Annotated in this window: 16 protein-coding genes and 1 pseudogene; 9 read left to right on the forward strand and 8 right to left on the reverse strand. The window is 73.8% G+C overall.

The features are described from left to right. Positions 1 to 42 precede the first annotated feature (42 nt). From ACIPRD_RS06665 to ACIPRD_RS06690, 6 genes and pseudogenes are all read right to left on the reverse strand, one after another. Positions 43 to 2,259 (reverse strand): NADP-dependent isocitrate dehydrogenase, encoded by a 2,217-nt coding sequence (locus ACIPRD_RS06665; RefSeq protein ID WP_401560531.1) that lies wholly within the window; start codon positions 2,257 to 2,259, stop codon positions 43 to 45. A 183-nt stretch (positions 2,260 to 2,442) separates the two neighbouring features. Continuing rightward, positions 2,443 to 2,904 carry a DUF4186 domain-containing protein gene (locus ACIPRD_RS06670; RefSeq protein ID WP_401560534.1) on the reverse strand — a complete coding sequence of 154 codons (462 nt, stop codon included), beginning with the start codon at positions 2,902 to 2,904 and terminating at the stop codon, positions 2,443 to 2,445. Positions 2,905 to 3,016: 112 nt separating this feature from the next. Further along, the gene (locus ACIPRD_RS06675) at positions 3,017 to 4,108 is read right to left on the reverse strand and encodes a mechanosensitive ion channel family protein (protein ID WP_356408934.1); all 1,092 of its coding nucleotides are present in this window, start codon (positions 4,106 to 4,108) and stop codon (positions 3,017 to 3,019) included. Between the two features lie 546 nt (positions 4,109 to 4,654). Continuing rightward, positions 4,655 to 5,254 (reverse strand): putative immunity protein, encoded by a 600-nt coding sequence (locus ACIPRD_RS06680; RefSeq protein WP_401560537.1) that lies wholly within the window; start codon positions 5,252 to 5,254, stop codon positions 4,655 to 4,657. A 229-nt stretch (positions 5,255 to 5,483) separates the two neighbouring features. Beyond that, positions 5,484 to 6,248 (reverse strand): crotonase/enoyl-CoA hydratase family protein, encoded by a 765-nt coding sequence (locus ACIPRD_RS06685; protein WP_401560539.1) that lies wholly within the window; start codon positions 6,246 to 6,248, stop codon positions 5,484 to 5,486. 139 nt (positions 6,249 to 6,387) lie between these two features. Then, positions 6,388 to 7,355 (reverse strand): annotated as a pseudogene (locus tag ACIPRD_RS06690) (lysylphosphatidylglycerol synthase domain-containing protein). Between the two features lie 275 nt (positions 7,356 to 7,630). On the opposite strand from ACIPRD_RS06690, the gene ACIPRD_RS06695 reads away from it, so the two are divergent. From ACIPRD_RS06695 to ACIPRD_RS06725, 7 genes are all read left to right on the forward strand, one after another. Further along, positions 7,631 to 9,589, forward strand: a complete 1,959-nt coding sequence (locus tag ACIPRD_RS06695) for an ABC transporter ATP-binding protein (RefSeq protein WP_401561855.1) — start codon at positions 7,631 to 7,633, stop codon at positions 9,587 to 9,589. A 198-nt stretch (positions 9,590 to 9,787) separates the two neighbouring features. Beyond that, entirely contained in the window at positions 9,788 to 11,149 is a 1,362-nt protein-coding gene (locus tag ACIPRD_RS06700; RefSeq protein WP_401560542.1) for a lectin, read from the forward strand. A 157-nt stretch (positions 11,150 to 11,306) separates the two neighbouring features. Beyond that, positions 11,307 to 11,870 (forward strand): RICIN domain-containing protein, encoded by a 564-nt coding sequence (locus ACIPRD_RS06705; protein WP_401560545.1) that lies wholly within the window; start codon positions 11,307 to 11,309, stop codon positions 11,868 to 11,870. A gap of 59 nt (positions 11,871 to 11,929) precedes the next feature. Beyond that, positions 11,930 to 12,772 (forward strand): LytR/AlgR family response regulator transcription factor, encoded by an 843-nt coding sequence (locus ACIPRD_RS06710; protein ID WP_401561858.1) that lies wholly within the window; start codon positions 11,930 to 11,932, stop codon positions 12,770 to 12,772. Positions 12,773 to 12,903: 131 nt separating this feature from the next. Beyond that, positions 12,904 to 13,320, forward strand: coding sequence for a hypothetical protein (locus ACIPRD_RS06715; RefSeq protein ID WP_401560548.1), 417 nt, complete (start codon positions 12,904 to 12,906; stop codon positions 13,318 to 13,320). Continuing rightward, positions 13,317 to 15,050: a cation acetate symporter gene (locus tag ACIPRD_RS06720; RefSeq protein ID WP_401560551.1), complete on the forward strand. Its 1,734-nt coding sequence runs from the start codon at positions 13,317 to 13,319 to the stop codon at positions 15,048 to 15,050. The genes ACIPRD_RS06715 and ACIPRD_RS06720 overlap by 4 nt, the downstream gene beginning before the upstream one ends. A 310-nt stretch (positions 15,051 to 15,360) precedes the next feature. Then, on the forward strand, positions 15,361 to 16,569 hold the full coding sequence (locus tag ACIPRD_RS06725) for a sensor histidine kinase (RefSeq protein WP_401560554.1): 1,209 nt from the start codon (positions 15,361 to 15,363) through the stop codon (positions 16,567 to 16,569). Positions 16,570 to 16,598: 29 nt separating this feature from the next. Here the strand turns inward: ACIPRD_RS06725 and ACIPRD_RS06730 are convergent, their stop codons facing one another. Then, positions 16,599 to 16,781 carry a hypothetical protein gene (locus ACIPRD_RS06730; RefSeq protein WP_356408222.1) on the reverse strand — a complete coding sequence of 61 codons (183 nt, stop codon included), beginning with the start codon at positions 16,779 to 16,781 and terminating at the stop codon, positions 16,599 to 16,601. A 217-nt stretch (positions 16,782 to 16,998) separates the two neighbouring features. On the opposite strand from ACIPRD_RS06730, the gene ACIPRD_RS06735 reads away from it, so the two are divergent. After that, complete coding sequence (locus ACIPRD_RS06735; protein WP_356408219.1) at positions 16,999 to 18,183, forward strand: hypothetical protein; 1,185 nt, start codon at positions 16,999 to 17,001, stop codon at positions 18,181 to 18,183. Positions 18,184 to 18,256: 73 nt separating this feature from the next. Here the strand turns inward: ACIPRD_RS06735 and ACIPRD_RS06740 are convergent, their stop codons facing one another. Then, a complete protein-coding gene (locus ACIPRD_RS06740) occupies positions 18,257 to 18,916 on the reverse strand; it encodes a hypothetical protein (RefSeq protein ID WP_356408216.1) in 660 nt (219 codons plus the stop codon). Between the two features lie 321 nt (positions 18,917 to 19,237). Here ACIPRD_RS06740 and ACIPRD_RS06745 point away from each other — a divergent pair, with 321 nt between their 5' ends. Beyond that, positions 19,238 to 19,441 carry a hypothetical protein gene (locus tag ACIPRD_RS06745; protein ID WP_401560558.1) on the forward strand — a complete coding sequence of 68 codons (204 nt, stop codon included), beginning with the start codon at positions 19,238 to 19,240 and terminating at the stop codon, positions 19,439 to 19,441.

The following is a 19,441-nucleotide window of genomic DNA, read 5'->3' on the forward strand; positions in this document are numbered from 1 at the left end:
CGTCGGAGCCACGGCGTGGTGTCACACGCCGGGGGCGTCAGCTCACAGGGACGCGAGCGTCTCGTTCCACGTGGCCGACGGGCGCATGACCGCGTCCGCCTTGGCCTTCTCGGGCTGGTAGTAGCCGCCGATCTCGGCCGGGGAGCCCTGGACCGCGTTCAGCTCGTCGACGATCTTCTGCTCGTCGGCCGCGAGAGCCTCGGCCAGCGGCGCGAACGCCTTGGCCAGCTCCGCGTCCTCGGTCTGACGGGCCAGCTCCTGCGCCCAGTACAGGGACAGGAAGAAGTGGCTGCCGCGGTTGTCGATGCCGCCGACGCGACGGGTCGGGGACTTGTCCTCGTTGAGGAAGGTCGCCGTGGCGCGGTCGAGGGCGTCGGCGAGGACCTTGGCACGGGTGTTGCCGGTGGTCGCCGCGAACTGCTCCAGGGCCGGGACCAGCGCGAAGAACTCGCCCAGCGAGTCCCAGCGCAGGTAGTTCTCCTTGACCAGCTGCTGGACGTGCTTCGGCGCGGAGCCGCCGGCACCCGTCTCGAACAGGCCGCCGCCCGCCATCAGCGGGACGACCGACAGCATCTTGGCGCTGGTGCCCAGCTCCAGGATCGGGAAGAGGTCGGTGTTGTAGTCACGCAGCACGTTGCCGGTCACCGAGATGGTGTTCTCGCCGCGGCGGACGCGCTCGACGGACAGCTTGGCGGCCTCGACCGGGGCGAGGATCCGGATGTCCAGGCCCTCGGTGTCGTGTTCCGGCAGGTACGCGCGGACCTTGGCGATCAGGTTGGCGTCGTGGGCGCGGCTCTCGTCCAGCCAGAACACGGCCGGGTCACCGGTGGCGCGGGCGCGGGAGACGGCCAGCTTGACCCAGTCGCGGATCGGCGCGTCCTTGGTCTGGCAGGCGCGGAAGATGTCGCCGGCGGCGACCGGCTGCTCGATCAGGACGTCACCGGCCTGGTCGACCAGGCGGACCGTGCCGGCGGTCGCGACCTCGAAGGTCTTGTCGTGGGAGCCGTACTCCTCGGCCTTCTGCGCCATCAGGCCGACGTTCGGGACCGTGCCCATGGTCGACGGGTCGTACGCGCCGTTCGCGCGGCAGTCGTCGATCACGGCCTGGTAGACACCGGCGTAGGAGGAGTCCGGGATCACCGCGAGGGTGTCGTGCTCCTGGCCGTCCGCGCCCCACATGTGGCCGGAGGTGCGGATCATGGCCGGCATGGAGGCGTCGACGATGACGTCCGAGGGGACGTGCAGGTTGGTGATGCCCTTGTCGGAGTCGACCATGGCGAGAGCCGGGCCCTCGGCCAGCTCGGCGTCGAAGGAGGCCTTGATCTCGGCGCCCTCGGCCAGCTTCTCCAGGCCCTTGAAGATGCCGCCCAGGCCGTCGTTCGGGGAGAGGCCGGCGGCCGCGAGGACCTGGCCGTACTTCGCGAACGTCTTCGGGAAGAAGGCGCGCACCACGTGACCGAAGATGATCGGGTCGGAGACCTTCATCATCGTGGCCTTCAGGTGCACGGAGAACAGGACGCCCTCCTCCTTCGCGCGGGCGACCTGCGCGGCGAGGAACTGCTCCAGCTCGGCGACGTGCATGACGGAGGCGTCGACGACCTCGCCCGCCAGGACCGGGACCGACTCCTTGAGCACGGTGGTGGTGCCGTCCTCGGCGACCAGCTCGATGCGGAGCTTGCCGTCCTCGGCGACGACCACGGACTTCTCGGTGGAGCGGAAGTCGTTCTCACCCATCGTCGCGACATCGGTCCGGGACTCGGGGCTCCAGGCGCCCATGCGGTGCGGGTGGGCCTTGGCGTAGTTCTTGACCGAGGCGGGGGCGCGGCGGTCCGAGTTGCCCTCACGCAGGACCGGGTTCACGGCGGAACCCTTGATCTTGTCGTAACGGGCGCGGATCTCGCGCTCCTCGTCGGACTTCGGGTCGTCCGGGTAGTCCGGCAGCGCGTAGCCCTTGGCCTGCAGCTCGGCGACGGCGGCCTTGAGCTGCGGGATGGACGCCGAGATGTTCGGCAGCTTGACGATGTTGGCCGCGGGGGTCTTGGCCAGTTCGCCCAGCTCGGCCAGGGCGTCCGGGATGCGCTGGTCCTCGTTCAGGTGCTCGGGGAAGTGCGCGATGATGCGCCCGGCCAGCGAGATGTCACGGGTCTCCACGGGCACACCGGCCTTCGCGGCGTACGCCTGGATCACCGGCAGGAACGAATGCGTGGCCAGGGCCGGGGCTTCGTCCGTGTAGGTGTAGATGATGGTCGAGTCAGTCACCGGGTGCTCCGCTCCACGTCTGCAACATTGCTCGACATCAAGATATCTCGTGAGCGGGGCGCCCTCGACAGGGGCCCGCGCCCGCGTGAGCGCCGGGGCGCCGCCACCTGGCCCGACCTGGCGTGACCGTGACGATCCACAGCCGTCCGGAGGTCCGGCGGGTCTGCGCTCACCCGTCCCCGCTCACCCCTGGCGGCCGGGTTCCCCCTGCTGCCCGCCGCCCGTCATCTCCCGCTCGATCCACCTGAGGATCACGTCCACCACGTACAGGTGCTCGGCGCGGGTCAGCGGGCGTCCCTTGGGGATGCCGTGCAGCCGCTGCAGGCAGGTCCGGCAGCAGGTGGCGGTCGCGTGCTGGGCGACGAAGACCGGATGGCCCCGGTACGGCGTCTGCCTGCCGTCCTTGTACGGCTCGGCCGGGGCGAGCCGCTCGGCGATCAGGTCGTAGGCGTGCCGGCGGACGGTGGCGGGGCCCTTCAGCTCGGCCGTCGCGCGGTCGCGGCCTCGCAGGTGGAACTTCGCGCGGAACGGATGGCGGCCGATCGTGTCGATCCGCGCGTCCAGCGCGCGGAGCGTCCGGGGTGTCTGGGGCGTACGGGCGGGGAGCTGGGGCTCGGGGAGCCGGGGGTCCGGGGGAGTGGCCATGACCCTTCGAGCGTACGACGGGGCCGTCCCGTCCGGACGGCGGACGGAAACGGCCCCGGACTCCCGCGCCAGGTTCTCGGGGGCGTCTCCCCCTCCCGGCGCCGGACGGACCTCAGTCGGCCAGGACCGGCCCCGGCGCCAGGTCCTCGGCGTGCCGCTGGTGCGGGATCAGCACGGCACCCTGCTGGAGGGAGACCGTCCGGGTCGGCGCCGGGATGCTGATGCCCTCCTCGCGGTAGCGGCGGTGCAGACGCTTGATGAACTCGTGCTTGATCCGGAACTGGTCGCTGAACTCGCCGACGCCGAGGATCACCGTGAACCCGATGCGCGAGTCGCCGAAGGTGTGGAAGCGGATGGCGGGCTCGTGCTCCGGGACCGCGCCGGTGATCTCGGTCATCACCTGGGACACCACCTCGGCCGTCACCTGCTCGACCCGGTCGAGGTCGGCGTCGTAGCCCACACCCGCCTGCACCAGGACCGTCAGCTGCTGCTCGGGCCGGGTGAAGTTCGTCATGTTGGTCTTGGCGAGCTGCCCGTTGGGGATGACGACCAGGTTGTTCGACAGCTGGCGGACGGTCGTCTGGCGCCAGTTGATGTCCACGACGTACCCCTCCTCGCCGCTGCTGAGCCGGATGTAGTCGCCCGGTTGCACGGTCTTGGACGCGAGGATGTGGACGCCCGCGAAGAGGTTGGCGAGGGTGTCCTGGAGCGCCAGGGCGACGGCGAGGCCGCCGACACCGAGGGCGGTGAGCAGCGGCGCTATCGAGATGCCCAGCGTCTGGAGCACCACCAGGAAGCCGATGGCCAGGACCAGCACACGGGTGATGTTGACGAAGATGGTCGCCGAACCCGCCACGCCGGAACGGGACTGGGTGACCGCCTGGACGAGACCGGCGATCACCCGGGCCGCGGAGAGCGTCACCACCAGGATCAGCCACACCTCCAGCGTCAGGTGGACGTCCCGCTGCACGGTCTTCGTCAGCGGCAGCACCACGGCGGCCGTCGCCGCGCCGCTCGCGATCGCCGCCCACGGCACGACGGTCCGCAGCGCGTCCACGATGACGTCGTCACCGGTCCAGCGGGTGCGCTTGGCGTGCTTGGCGAGCCAGCGCAGCAGGGTGCGGGAGAGGAAGGCCAGCACGAGGCCCGCGGCCAGCGCGATGCCGGCGACGACGAGGTCGTCCAGGGTCGGATCGCGGGTCAGGGCGTGGTTCACCGCGTACCTCCGGGGCGCGAAGCGGTCGCGTGGAGCCTGATGTGATGTCTCGTCAAGAAGTCACCTGCTCGAAGTCCGGGATGTGCGAACGCGCCGCTCCGCCGGATCGGCGGCGGTCGGCGCGTTCGCTCATCCTGCCGTATCCGGGAAGGGGGTTCGTACCAGGACCGGCGGAGGGGGCACGCCTTTCGGACGATTCCCGCCGCGAGTCCGTCCTGGTCGCGGCCGTCGCCGTGGGCGGCGGTGGTGGGCGTGCCGCACGAACGGCGGGCCTGGCGTAACGGCACGCCCGTACGAACGGCCGCCTGGCCGAACGGCACGGTCGCACATGCCGTCCCGATCACCGCGCCCCAGCCCACCGGCCTGCTCCACCCGCCCAGGTTCCACGGTCACGGCCGGAACCTGCCACCGGCGCGCGGACGCAGCGGGACCGGGACGGCGTACGCCGGAGCGACGCCGATGGCGTCACCGCTCGGGCAGTCGGCCGACTCCGCCCGGCGGTGGGCCTGTTCGGTGAGGTGGCAGCGGCCGGTCTCAGTCGCGCAGCGCCGCGTCGAGATCGCGTACGAGCTGTCCCACCCGGCCGCCGCCGGGCGGCGCGGCGGGCAGCCGGCCGAGTACCGCGACGACGGCCCCGGGCGCGTGCCGACGAGCCCACGCCAGCGTGTCGGCGGCGGCGCACCCGCCGTCCGCCGAGGTCGAGTCACCTGTCCTGTCGGCCTGTTCGGCCGATCCCGCTCCTGCCCGCGGTTCCGTGAGGGCGAGTTCGCGCGCCCGCGCCGCGTGGGCCGCCGCGCCGAGAAGGTGTTTGACCTGATGGGCGCTCGCTCGGGGATGGAGGTAAGCGGCGGCGGCCGCGTGGCTCGCCGCAAGTGCCGCGTCGCCCGCCGCGGGTGGCGCGGCCGCTTCCCGTCCCGCCCGGTACGCCGCCCACGCGCAGCGCCGCAGCGCCGCCGTACGACGGCCGCCCCCGGCGAACGCGTACGCCGCGTCCAGGGCTTCGCGAGGGCGCTGGTCGGCCGGGTGGCTCCGCTCGAAGAGCGCCAGCACCTCGCGCGCGCAGTCGGCCGCGAAGCCCGTGATGGCGCGGAGTTCGTCCTCGCTCAGTTCGATCTCGTCCGGCCCGGCCGCCATGGCTCGCCCGCCCTCCTGGGTCGTGTCCGCGAAGTACCGCCCCGCCCGCGTACGCCCGGTACGCGGACGAGCCTACGCCTCGGGCTCGCACCTGCCGGACGCCTCGGGCTCGCACCTGCCGGACGCCTCGGGCCTGCACCCGCCGGACGCCGTGAGCGGTGCTCTTCGGGCGCCGCGGGCGCCGCACTCCGGGTGGACGACGCCGCTTCGCGGGCGCGGTGCGGGTGGCTCAGAGGTCCGTGAAGGAACCGTGCCGTCCGGCGCCTCCGGCGAAGCGCGCGGCGCCCTCGCCGGACTCGGCCAGCACGCGCATCCCGTGGACGAGTTCACCCCGCATCGCGGTCTCCTCGTCCAGCCCCTCCTGCTCCAGGGCCGAGGCCCGGTCGCCGCGCAGGCAGGCCTGCGGGAAGCGGGCGATGGCCGCCGCCAGCAGCTCCGCCTCCGCGCGGGCGCGGCCGGCCGGGACGAGGCGGTCGGCGAGGCCGATGGCGTGGGCCTCGGCGGCGGGGACCGGGCGGCCGGTGAGGATCATGTCCATCGCCCGCCCGGCGCCGATCAGCCGGGGCAGCCGTACCGTTCCGCCGTCGATCAGCGGGACGCCCCAGCGGCGGCAGAACACCCCGAACACGGCGTCCTCCTCGGCGACCCGCAGATCGCACCACAGGGCCAGTTCGAGGCCGCCCGCCACAGCGTGCCCGGCCACGGCCGCGATGACGGGCTTGGACAGCCGCATCCGGGTCGGACCCATCGGCCCGTCCCCGTCCTCGGTGACCAGGTTGCCGCGTTCCGCGCCGATCGCCTTCAGGTCGGCGCCCGCGCAGAACGTGCCGCCCTCGCCCCACAGCACGGCCACCCGCGCGGTGTCGTCCGCCTCGAACGCGCGGAACGCGGCGGCGAGTTCGGCGGCGGTCGGACCGTCCACCGCGTTCCGCGCGCCGGGGCGGGACAGGATGACGGTGGTGACGTGCTCTGCGCGTTCCACACGGACCGGCACGGCGGACACTCCTTCTCGGGGCTCGGGGCTCGGGGCTCGGAGCTCGGGGACTCTAGTGCTCCGGGTGTCCGGGTGTCCGGGTCTCCGGGGCGACGGCGGTGCGATGTCCGGCGGACGCGGACCGGAGGGCAACTCTGCCTCAGATGACCTTGAGCCGCACCAGTGCCCCCGGCGTCGGCGCACCCGGCACCAGCGGCACCCAGACGGTGATGACGCGGTGGGCGAGCACCACGGCCGTCGCCATCGCCATCGCCATCGCCACCGCCACCGGCCCGCCCACCGCGACCAGCGCCACGACCAGTGCCGCCTCCACGGATCCGACGCCGCCCGGGGTGGGCACCAGGGCCACCGTGGCCGTCGCCGCGAGGTACGCCAGTGCGATGTGCGCCAAGGGCACCGGTAGCTCCAGCGCCCGGCCCACCGCCGCGAGCCCCGCCGCCTGCAGCGCGGGGAAGGCCGGCGAGCCGCCCCGCAGCGCCGACGAGCCGCCCCAAAACGCCGGCGCCCGCGCGGGCACGGTGTGCACCGAGCGCGCCTCGGCCAAGGCGTCCCGCAGGAACCGGGCCACGGCCGCGCGCAGCCGTCGTACGCACACCACCGCGAGCACCACCGCGCACAGCACTGCCGCGCACAGCAGCACTGCCGCGCACAGCAGCACTGCCGCGCACAGCAGCGCGGCCACGGCCGGCAGCGGCGGACGCGTCGCACCGGCGGGCAGCACGGCGCCGGCCCGCAGCGCGTCCGGGAACGCGAGCAGCGGCGCGCCCAGCAGCCCGAGCCGGCCCATGCCCTCGGCGAGCAGGTACCGGGCGAGCGCGGCCGAGGAGCGGGCGGGCGGCGCCCCGCACACGGTCATGACCCCCCCAGGTTCACCGCGCTCGCCCCGAGCCCGGTCGGCAGCAGGTGGTTCGCCGCGCCCGCCGCGAACGGGGTGGCCGGCAGCCGCGCCTTGGGCAGCGGCTGCACCACCGCGCCCTGCCGGGTGACTGCGGCCGCGACCCAGGTCGGACAGGTGGCTCCGGCCGCCGCGAGGATCCACGGCCAGGACGTGCCGCGCCGCTGTCCGAGGCCCGCGGCGAGCACCGTCCGGTGCCGCACAGCGGCCACGGGAGCGGGGCCGACGGCTCACGGGACGGCAGCGGCTTCCGTGCGGACGGCCGCCCGAGCCCGGCTGCCTGATGCCGGACCCTGGAGGCCCCGATGCCGGACGCCTCGAAGGGCCGCGCGGAACGGTCGGCGGCGAAGAGCACGCCGAGGACGCCCGATGCCGGACCCTGGACACCCGACACCCGACGTCGGATGCCGGATGCCGGACGAATAGGGTGAACCGCTGTGGACCTTGACCTCAATGAAGCTTGAGGTTCTACCGTTCTCTCATGAGTATGGAGATCACCGCCTGGACGCAGCTGCACAGCGTGATGACCGCGCAGCAGGAGCGCCGTCCCTTCGCCCGTGCCACACTGCGCCGCATCGCCGCCTTCGCCCGCCCCCACCGCGCCGGGATCATCCGGTTCGTGCTGCTCGGGGTGGCGACCGCGCTGCTCGCCGTGGCCACGCCCGTCCTCGCCGGCCATGTCGTCGACGCGATCGTGGCGGGCCACGACTCCGGCACGGTCGTACGGCTGTCCCTGCTCATCGCGGTGGTCGCGCTCGCCGAGGCCGGTCTCGGCATCCTCGGCCGCCGCCTGTCGGCCACCCTCGGCGAGGGGCTCATCCTCGACCTCAGAACGGCCGTGTTCGACCACGTGCAGCGCATGCCCGTCGCGTTCTTCACGCGCACCCGCACGGGAGCGCTCGTCAGCCGCCTCAACAACGACGTGATCGGCGCCCAGCGGGCCTTCGCCAACACCCTGTCCGGCGTGGTCACCAACGTCGTCACCCTGCTGCTCACGCTGGCCGTGATGCTCACCCTGTCCTGGCAGATCACCCTGCTCGCCCTCGCCCTCCTCCCGGTGTTCGTGCTGCCCGCGCGCCGCATGGGCAGCCGGATGGCGCGCATGCAGCGGGAGGCCGCGGCACTGAACGCGGCCATGGGCACCCGGATGACCGAGCGGTTCTCCGCGCCCGGCGCCACCCTGGTCAAGCTGTTCGGCCGCCCGGAAGAGGAGTCCGCGGAGTTCGCGCTGCGGGCCGGACAGGTCCGTGACATCGGGGTCCGCACGGCGACCGCCCAGTCGGTGTTCGTCACCGCCCTCACCCTGGTCTCCGCGCTCGCGCTCGCCCTCGTCTACGGCCTCGGCGGATGGTTCGCGCTGCACGGCACCCTGGAGGCGGGCGCGGTGGTCTCCCTCGCCCTGCTGCTCACCCGGCTCTACGCCCCGCTCACCGCCCTCGCCGGCGCCCGGGTCGAGGTGATGAGCGCCCTGGTCAGCTTCGAGCGGGTCTTCGAGGTGCTCGACCTGAAGCCGCTCATCGAGGAGAAGCCCGACGCCATCGAGGTGCCCGAGGGCCCGGTCGCGGTCGAGTTCGACGACGTGCGCTTCTCCTACCCCGCCGCCGACCAGGTCTCCCTCGCCTCCCTGGAGGAGGTCGCCGCCCTCGACACCCGCGGCGGCGAAGAGGTCCTGCACGGCATCTCCTTCCGCGCCGAACCCGGCCAGACCGTCGCCCTCGTCGGCTCCTCCGGCGCCGGCAAGTCCACCATCGCCCAGCTCCTGCCGCGCCTGTACGACGTCGACACCAACGCCGACGGCGACGGCAACACCGACACCGACACCGACGGCGACGGCGAGGGGGCCGACGGGGCCGGCAGGGCCGGCGGTGCCGTGCGGATCGGCGGCACCGACGTGCGCGACCTGACCGCGGCCTCCCTGCGGGCCACCCTCGGCATGGTCACCCAGGACGGCCACCTCTTCCACGACACCGTCCGCGCCAACCTGCTGCTCGCCCGCCCCGGCGCCACCGACGACGACCTGTGGGAGGCGCTCGGCCGGGCCCGCCTCGCCGAGGTCGTACGGTCCCTGCCCGACGGCCTCGACACCGTGGTGGGCGAACGCGGCTACCGGCTCTCCGGCGGCGAGCGCCAGCGCATGACCATCGCCCGCCTGCTGCTCGCCCGCCAGCGGGTGGTCATCCTGGACGAGGCCACCGCGCACCTCGACAACACCTCGGAGGCGGCGGTCCAGGAAGCCCTCGCCGAGGCCCTGGAGGGCCGCACCGCCGTGGTGATCGCCCACCGGCTGTCCACCGTCCGGGCCGCCGACCAGATCCTCGTCGTGGAGTCCGGCCGCATCGTGGAGCGGGGTACGCACGACGAACTCCTCGCCGCGGACGGCCGGTACGCGGAACTGCACCGGACGCAGTTCGCCTCCCGCAACGGCGACGAGGTGCCCGCGACCTGAGCCGCGCGGACGACGGCGGCCCGCCGGGCCCGGGGTGCGGTGACCCGGGTCCGGCGGGCCGCCGTGCCGTATGACTTGACGCGGATGGTCCGTACCTTTAACTTCACGCCTTAATCAAAGACTCCGGATCCATCCGACGCCTTTGCCCCACGCGTGAGTTGGTCATGATCCGGCACCCCCACACGAAAGGCCACCCGCATGGCCAGACCCCTTGGCGCGGCCGTCTCCGTCGCGCTCCTGTCCCTCGCCGGCGGACTGCTCGCCGCGGCCCCCGCCCAGGCCGACACCGGCTCCATCACCGGACTCGCCGGAAAGTGCCTCGACGTCGCCGCGGCCGGCACCGCCGACGGCACCGCCGTCCAGCTCTACGACTGCAACGGCACCGCCGCCCAGCAGTGGACGGTGGGATCGGACGGCACCGTACGCGCCCTCGGCAAGTGCCTGGACGTCACCGGCAATTCGACCGCCGACGGCGCCAAGATCCAGCTCTGGACCTGCACCGGCGGCGCCAACCAGAGGTGGACCGTCACCTCGGCGCACGACATCGTCAACCCCCAGGCGGACAAGTGCCTGGACGTCACCGACAACAGCTCCGCCAACGGCGCCCGCGCGCAGATCTGGACCTGCACGGGCGCCGCCAACCAGAAGTGGAACGCCCCCGCGGCGAGCGGCGGTGGCGGCGGCACGTCCGCGCCCATGGCCGTCGCGCCGTACCTGTACAACGGCTGGGGCAGCCCGCCGAGTCCGAGCACCATCACCCAGGCCACCGGCGTCAAGTGGTTCACGCTCGCCTTCGTGCTGAGCAACGGCTACTGCAACCCCCAGTGGGACGGCGCACGCGCGCTCACCGGCGGGGTCGACCAGCAGACCGTGAACACCGTGCGGGCGAACGGCGGCGACGTGATCCCGTCCTTCGGCGGCTACAGCGGCAACAAGCTGGAGAGTTCCTGCTCCAGCGCCGGTGAACTCGCCGGCGCCTACCAGAAGGTGATCAACGCCTACGGCCTGAAGGCGATCGACATCGACATCGAGGCCGACGCCTACAGCAACCCCACCGTGCAGCAGCGCACCGTGGACGCGCTCAAGTCCGTGAAGGCGGCCAACCCCGGGCTGAAGGTGTACATCACCATCGGCACCGGCCAGAGCGGCCCCGACACCAGCCTCATCAACCGGGCGGCGTCCTCCGGGCTGACCGTCGACGCGTGGGCCATCATGCCGTTCGACTTCGGCGGCGCCGGACAGAACATGGGCAACCTCACCGTGCAGGCCGCCGAGGGCCTGAAGAACGCGCTGAAGAACGCCTACCACTACAGCGACGACCAGGCCTACCGGGACATGGGCATCTCGTCCATGAACGGCATCACCGACAACAACGAGACCGTGACGGTGAACGACTTCCGCACGATCCTCGCCTACGCGCAGGCCCACCACCTGGCTCGGCTCACCTTCTGGTCCGCCAACCGCGACCGTCCGTGCACCGGCGGCGGCGCCGACAGCTGCTCCGGCGTCGCCCAGTCCGCCTGGGACTACACCCGCGTTCTCGCCGGCTACACCGGCTGACACGCGCCGCCCCGGACACCCGGCCGGGCACCGGACATCCCGCACGGCCCCCGGCGGCCGCCCGGCGCACCCCGCCGGGCGGCCGCCGGCCCCCCTCCCGCGAGGAGATCCCCGTGTCCCCCTCTTCCGCCGCGGCAGATCCACCGCCGCCGCGCTGGTGGCCGTCACGGCCGCCGCCCTGCTCACCGGCGCCCCCACGCACCCCGCGGCCGCCGCGGTCCCCACCGGCTTCGTCACCGTGATGAACGCCGCGAGCGGCGGATGCCTGGACGCCGAGGGGGTCGGCACCGCCAACGGCACCGTCGTCCAGCAGTACGCGTGCGACGGCACCACCGCCCAGCAGTGGAGCCTCACCGGCACCGGCGAAGGCCACGTCCGGATCGGCGACCGCAACGACACCGCCCAGGCCGCCGGCACCGTCACCGGCCACCAGGCCTACGGACTCGGCAGCTACTGCTGCTTCGACGTCGACCCGGCCGTCACCCCCCGGACGGGGGCGGTGGCCGCCGTCCGCGCACCGGCGAACGCCCGCCGCCGCACGCGATCTCGACGTGGGCGCCGAACCGGGCCACGATGCCCAGGCGCGGTTCCCCGCGCGGTTACGGTTCCCCGCGCGTGTGCGGCGCCCACCGCGGAGCAGACGCACCGCGGGCCCGGGCGGACCGCACGGACGGAACTGGCGGCACCGGCGGACGACGGGAAGAGGAGCGGCGGGCGATGAGCGTGACCGGCCGGGAGCGGCCGACGGAGGGAGCGGCACGAGCCGGAGAGCCCGGCCGCCTGTTGAGGGTGCTCGCGGTGGACGACGAGGAACCGGCGCTCGAAGAACTGCTGTACCTCCTCGGCGGGGACCCACGGGTCGGCACCGTGCTGCCCGCCCTCCGGGCCGGCGACGCGCTCGACCGGCTCACCGGGGCCGCGGAAGGCGGCCCGGACGGCCCCGAGGGCATCGACGTCGTGTTCCTGGACATCAACATGCCCGGACTCGGCGGCCTCGAACTGGCCCGCCTGCTCCACAGGTTCGCCGCGCCGCCGCTCATCGTCTTCGTCACCGCCCACGAGGACTTCGCCGTCCGCGCCTTCGACCTCAAGGCCGTCGACTACCTGCTCAAGCCGCTGCGCGAGGAGCGCTTCGCGGAGGCCGTACGCCGGGTGGCCGAACTCACCCGCGCCGGACAGGGCCCGCGCCCGGCCGCCGCCCACGCCACGGGGTACACGCGGGGCACCGGGGCGGTCGGGACGGGCCCGGGGAGCGTGTCCGGCGGCGGCTTCGGGGACCAGGTGCCCGTCGAACTGGGCGGCGTGACGCGCTTCGTGCCCATCGCCGACATCACCTATGTCGAGGCGCAGGGCGACTACGCCCGCCTGCACACCCGGCGCGGCAGTCACCTGGTGCGGGTCCCGCTGTCCGCGCTGGAGGAACAGTGGCGCTCCCGGGGTTTCGTCCGCATCCACCGCAGTCACCTCGTCGCCCTCGGGCGCATCGAGGAACTGCGCCTGGACGGCGGCAACCTGACCGTACGCGTCGGCGGCCGTGTCCTGGCGGTGAGCCGCCGCAACGCCCGTGAGCTGCGGGACCTGCTCGCCCGACAGGCCAAAGGGGCTGCGGGCAGGGCGCGTTGAGCCCGAGAGGCGCTCCCGGCCCGTCTTCTGTGACGGCCCTGTGCCGAACCGCGCCGGGCGACTACCTCACCACTGACGTGCTGCGTACACTCGCCGCAACAAGGTGATCACGCGGTCTCGGGGGGTGTGCCATGGGTGCGGAGCCCGTCCCCCGCGAGGAGGCCCGCACCGGCCCGGGGCGGGACACCGGCCGGCAGCGGGTCACCTCCCGTGAAGTGGTCACCGGACCGCCGCGCGCCACCGCCCGCGACGGGCACCCCTGCCCCACAGCCCCCGAGCAGGACCGCCTGCCCGCAAGCGACTTCGCCGTACGGTCCCTGATGCGACGTCAGTTGCGTACGGCTCTCATGGCGACCGGCCTGCTCACCGCCCTCCTCGGCCTGCTCCCCGTCGTCCTGCGGACGCTGCCGCTCTCCGGCGCCCGTCCGGGCGCGCCCCTGGCCGTCTGGCTCGTCCTCGGCGTCGCGCCGTACCCCGCCCTGCTCGGCATCGGCGCCTGGTACGTCCGGCGCGCCGAACGCAACGAGGGTGACGTGAAAGGCCGTTGAACCAGACGTACGGAATCGTGGGGATCTCGGCCGTGGTGCTCGCCACGGCCCTTCTCGGCGCGCTGGGCCTGCGCGTCTCCCGGACCACCTCCGACTTCTACGTCGCCTCCCGCAACGTCGCCCCACGGCTGAACGCCTTCGCGGTCAGCGGCGAGTACCTGTCCGCCGCCTCCTTCCTCGGCATCGCCGGACTGCTCCTCGCCCAGGGCGTCGACATGCTGTGGTTCCCCATCGGCTACACCGCAGGCTTCCTCGTCCTGCTGGCGTTCGTCGCCGCCCCGCTGCGCCGCTCCGGCGCGTACACGCTGCCCGACTTCGCCGAGGCCAGGCTGGAGTCCCGGGCCGTGCGGCGGATCGCCGGCGTCCTCGTCGTCGGCATCGGCTGGCTGTACCTGCTGCCCCAACTGCGCGGCGCCGGACTGACCCTGAGGCTGCTCACCGGCGCGCCGGGCTGGCTCGGCGGACTCGTCGTCGCCGTCGTGGTCACCGCGGCCGTCGCCGCCGGCGGCATGCGCAGCATCACCTTCGTGCAGGCCTTCCAGTACTGGCTGAAGCTCACCGCCCTGCTCGTCCCCGTGGTGTTCCTGCTGCTCGCCTGGCACGCCGACCGCGGCCCGGCCCCCGCCTGGGACGACCGCCCGGTCTTCCACCGCTCCACCGAGGTCCGCGTCGACCGTCCGCTGACCGTCACCGTCGAAGAGGCGGCCCGCGTCACCGCCACCGGGGCCGTCGACGGCCACCCGCTGCGCGGCGCCGCCGTCACCCTCACCGAGGGCCGGCACCGGATCGGCGCCGGGACCGTCCTGCGCTTCCCGTCCGGCGCCCGTGTCCCGCTGCCCGACAGGGCCTCCGGCCCGGCGGCCCCGTCGAGCTGGGCGACACCGCTCGCGTCGAGCCGCGAACAGCACGGGCTGTACGCCACCTACGGGCTGATCCTCGCCACCTTCCTCGGCACCATGGGCCTGCCCCATGTCGTCGTGCGCTTCTACACCAACCCCGACGGCCGTGCCGCCCGCCGGACCACCGTGATCGTGCTCGGCCTGCTCGGCGCCTTCTACCTGCTGATGCCGCTGTACGGGGTGCTCGGCCGGCTGTACGCGCCCGACCTGCTGCTCACCGGCGACACCGACGCGGCCGTGCTGGTCCTGCCCCAGCGCCTGATCGGCGGGGCCGGCGGCGACCTGCTCGGCGCCCTCGTCGCGGGCGGCGCCTGCGCGGCCTTCCTGTCCACCGCCTCCGGGCTCACCATGTCGGTCGCCGGCATCCTCGCCCAGGACGTGCTGCCGGCCCTCGGCGTACGGCACTTCCGGCTGGCCGTCGTCCCGGCCATCGCCGTGCCCGCCGCCGCGAACACCGTCGTCGGCGACCTGCCCGTGGCCGACGCGGTCGGTCTCGCCTTCGCCGTGTCCGCCTCCTCCTTCTGCCCGCTGCTCCTGCTCGGCATCTGGTGGCGCGGTCTGACCCCGCCGGGGGCCGTCGCCGGGCTCCTCCTCGGCGGCGGCTCGGCCCTCGCCGCGGTCACCTCGACCATCGCCGGCTCGGTCAGCTCCGGCTGGCTGCACACCCTGCTGGCCTGGCCGGCGGTCTGGTCGGTGCCCGTCGGCTTCGCTGCGATGGTGCTGACCTCCCTCGCCACCCGCGGCCGCGTGCCACCGGGCACCGGCGTCACCATGGCCCGCCTGCACCTCCCGGAGACGGCGCTCCACGGCCACGAACCATCCACCCCCTGACCTCGGAGGCACCCCGCTCCCGACCGCCCCCGGGCTCCCGCGCCCCTGACCGCCGCCAGGCCTCCCGCTCCCGACCGCCTCCCCGACCGCTCTCCGGGCTCCTGCTCCCAATCGCCCCGGGGCTCCCGCTCCCGACCGCCCCGGGCTCCCGCTCCCGACCGCCGACCCCGACCACCCGCCCCGGGGGGCCGCCGGGCCGCCCGACCACCCCGTGTCAGCCCGACCGCCGCGCCCGACCGCCCCGACCGCCCCGACCGAGGAGAGCCCCGATGTACGACCCCCACCCACGCCACGCCGGAGGCCGCGCGCGGTGAGTGTTCTCGGGGTGCTCCTGCTCGCCGTGGCGGGCCTCGCGCTGTTCGTCCTCGGGGCCGCCCTCGGACACGTGGCCCTGCGCCGTCAGCAGGAGAACCCGGCCGGCCCCGGCACCCCCGTCGAACAGGCCACGTTCCACACCCTGCACACCGCCTCGCTCGCCGCCCCGGCCCTGCGCGCCGGACTGACCCCGGACACGGCCCGCAAGGCGGCGCGGCGGCTGCGCCCGCTGCTCGGCACGGCCGCCCTCGCCCTCACCGACGAGGAGTCCGTCCTCGCCTGGGACGGCGCCGGCGACCACCACCGGGAGGCGACGGCGGCACGGCTCGCCGAGGCCGTGCGCAGCGGCCGTACCCAGGCCCTCGAACTCTCGTGCGACGAGGACGGCTGCCCGGTCCGCCGGGGCGTCGTCGTGCCGCTCACCGTGGACGGCCGGGTGACCGGAACGCTCGCCGCGTTCGGCGACCGCGAGTCCGCCGTGCCGGTCCGGGCGGCCGGGGAGGTCGCGCGCTGGGTCTCCGTACAGCTCGAACTCGTCGACCTCGACCGGGCCCGCTCCAGCGCGATCGAGGCCGAGATCCGCGCCCTGCGCGCCCAGATCTCCCCCCACTTCATCTACAACTCCCTCGCCGGCATCGCCTCGTTCGTCCGCACCGACCCCGAGCGGGCCCGCGAACTGCTGCTGGAGTTCGCCGACTTCACCCGCTACTCGTTCCGCCGGGGCGGCGACTTCACCACCCTCGCGGAGGAACTGCGCTCCATCGAGCAGTACCTCGAACTCGCCCGCGCCCGTTTCGGACAGCGCCTGGCGGTCACCCTGCGCATCGCGCCGGAGGTACTGCCCGTCACGCTGCCGTTCCTGTGCCTGCAGCCCCTGGTGGAGAACGCCCTGAAGCACGGACTGGAGGAGTCCGTGGAGCGCAGCCGTATCACGATCACCGCGGAGGACGAGGGGACCGAGGCCCGGGTCGTCATCGAGGACAACGGCATCGGCATGGAGCCGGAGCGCCTGCGCGCCCTCCTGCGCGCCGCGCCGGGACCCGCCACCGGCATCGGCCTGAGCAACGTCGACCGCAGGCTGCGCCAGGTGTACGGCGACGCCTACGGCCTGGTCATCGAGACCGGCCTCGGCGCCGGCACCAAGATCACCGTGCGGGTGCCGAAGTTCCGCCCGGGCATACGGCCGGCGCCCAGGCCCGGGTGAGCGTGGGCGCCCGCACCGCTGTGTGGAGGTCAGACCGTCCAGCGGCCGTTCGGCTGGCGCCGGTCCTGCTGCTGGCGGTTGCCGGCCGGCGGCTGGCTCTTCGTCTGCCGGGCCGCCGCCTGGGGTGCCTGCGTGTGGTAGTAGAGCTGCTTGCCCTGTCCGCGCGCGCCCAGGCCGTGGTGGCCCTTGACCGGAGAGTTGTGTCTACCCATGACGACTCCTTGCCCGCGGCAGGCCCGCGTTCTCCGGAGCCCGGCCGCCTGCGTCACCGCACGGCGACGGCGGCCGGTTTTTGTTACCGCTCACGGTACGCCGGGGCCGACCGCCCGGCGACTGGGCCGCGAGGGTGAGTTTTCCGGCACGGGGTTTCACCGGCGGGGACCCTGGATTCTTCGAGGTGCGGGGCGCCGGGCGCGGTGCGACGCTGACATGGTGCATACGTCTGAACTGACTCCCGAGATCCGGGCCGCCCTCAGCGAGGAGCGGCCCTATCCCGCCATCACGCTCGTGCTGCCGACCGATCCGGATTTCCCGTTCAGCGAGAAGGACCGGATCCTCCTGCGCGACCTCGTCACCGAGGCCAAGCGCCGGCTGGCGGACGACCCGGACGTGGGGCGGGAGACGAAGCTGGAACTGCGGGACCACCTGCTGGATCCCGCCGTGGTCGAGAACGCGATCGACCCGTTCCACCCCGACGACGCGATGGTCGTCTACCTGGCCGCCAACGAGCCCGTGCAGGTCTGGCAGATGACCTCGCTCGCGCCCGTGCAGCCACGTGTCGAGTTCGCCGACTCCTTCCTCACGCGGTACCTGGTGGGCGCCGAGCAGCGGTCCCGGCCCTACCTCGTCCTGGTCCTCGACCAGGAGATGTGCCGCCTCTACCACGGCTCCGTACGGCGTCTGGACCAGGTGGACCACCACGGGTTCCCGTGCGCACCGGAGATCCCGTCGCCCGAGGACGCCCTCCCGGGGGCGATTCCGCACTCGGCGCCCTACGAGGGCCACAAGGCACGCGTCGAGCAGTACGTGCGCCGGGTCGACAAGCGGCTCGGCGACGCGCTCGGCGAGCACTCCGGCCTGCCGCTGTTCGTCATCGGCGGCGACAAGATCCTCTCCGTGTTCAAGTCCCTGTCCGCGCACGGCAACCACATCGCGGGCACGCTGCCGCTGGCCGGGATGGACAACGTGCGGCCCCAGGACCTGGTGAAGCGACTGGAGCCGATGCTCGCGGAGTTCCACGCGAAGCAGGTGGACGAGGCCGTCTCCGCGCTGGCCGAGGCCCAGGGGCACGGCAAGTACGCCGGCGGACCGCTGGAGGTCTGGACGGCGGTCGCCGACAAGCGGGTCCGGCTCCTCGTCGTGGAGGAGGGCCTGGAGCTCGCGGGCCGGATCACCGGAGACGGGCGGCAGCTGGAACTGGCAGAGGTGCCCAGGCCCGTGACGCTGCCGGAGCCGCTGCGGGACATCGAGCCCCCGGCGCACGCGAGGGGCATCGCCACCGACATCGTGGAGCAGCTCGTCGACGCCGCGATCGGGGCCGACACCCAGGTCCTCTTCGTCCCCGACGGCACCCTCCAGGGAGCCTTCGGCGTGGCCTGCGTACTGCGCTACTGACGGCGGCCGGGACGCGGTACCGGACGCGAGGTGCGGGGGCCGTCCCCTACGGCCCCCGCACCCGTGCCCGCCGTCAGGCCTCGGCGTCCGCCTCCTCGATGTCGCGGCCCGCGTGTCCCAGCACCTCGTCCATGTCGCCGAGCTCCTTGTCGAGCTCCTCGGCGCGCGGGGCGACCGACCGGAGCCAGGCCACGGTGGCGAGTGCGAGATCGACGGCCTTCTTCCGCTCGCCGTCCCCGAACAGGTCCTCGATCCGGTACGCGAGGCCGGCGAGGGTCTCGTCGCCGGTGCCCGGCACCAGGGCCCCCGCCAGGCCGGGCGGGACGGGGGTCCGCTCCCGCGACTCCCGCAGGGCGGTGACGACCGCGGGGTTCTCGCTGTAGCCGTCGAGGAGGCCCATCAGGACGTACAGCCGCGCCCCCAGCCGGGGCAGGCCCGGGTAGCGGTCCAGCCAGGCGATCAGCTTGGGCTCCCCGTCGAGGTAGGCGACGACCTGCGCCAGCTCCTCGGCCGTCGTGTTGGGCAGCACGTAGTGGAACGGCAGGACCCGGGCCACCTCGTCGGCGAGCGCGGCCTTGCCCTCCGCGTCCAGCCGGCCCGAGACGAACCGGGCGACCAGATCACCGTCCAGCCCGAACCCGGGGGGAGCCGTCCGGTCCCGCGAACTGCGCGACGCGTCGTGCCGCAGCCGCAGGAGCTCGTCGGCGATCTTGCTGATCGGTCTGTCGTGCACGGAATCTCCCGCGGGCCAGGATGTCGCTGATCTCCGGACGCCTGCGGCCGGTACGCGGTGTGCCGCGCACCCGGTCCTGAGCAGGCATCAAGACTGTGCCGCCCGGGAGCGGGGAGTAAGCACGGGTTGGGCCAGGCGGGCTACGCGGCCACCGGGGCGCTCCACGCGGCGGGGCGGCGCGGACGCCGGACCCGGCTGAGGTGGAAGGGCCGTTGGAGGCTCGGACCGTGGCGGCTGGCTCTACGATTGCCACGTCGCCGTGTCGCGCACGGCACGATCCGGCACAGCCACGTCCGAGTGGCTGATCGCGGAGGGAGCACCGTGTCGAATCTCCGGCTGGACGGCCACCTCGTGGCCGACGGCCCCGGTCGGGCCGGCCGGTCGTGTCCCGCCGCCGGCGCGGACCGGGAACCGCTGGATCATGGCCTGGACCATCCGGTGCTCTCCGAGGTGCTGCGCCACCTGCTGGAGAGGCAGGAGCGGTCGGCGGGCCGGCCCGTCGCGTACTACGAGGACAGTCCCTGA

The organism is Streptomyces sp. NPDC090108, assembly GCF_044747185.1.
Classification (GTDB): Bacteria; Actinomycetota; Actinomycetes; order Streptomycetales; family Streptomycetaceae; genus Streptomyces.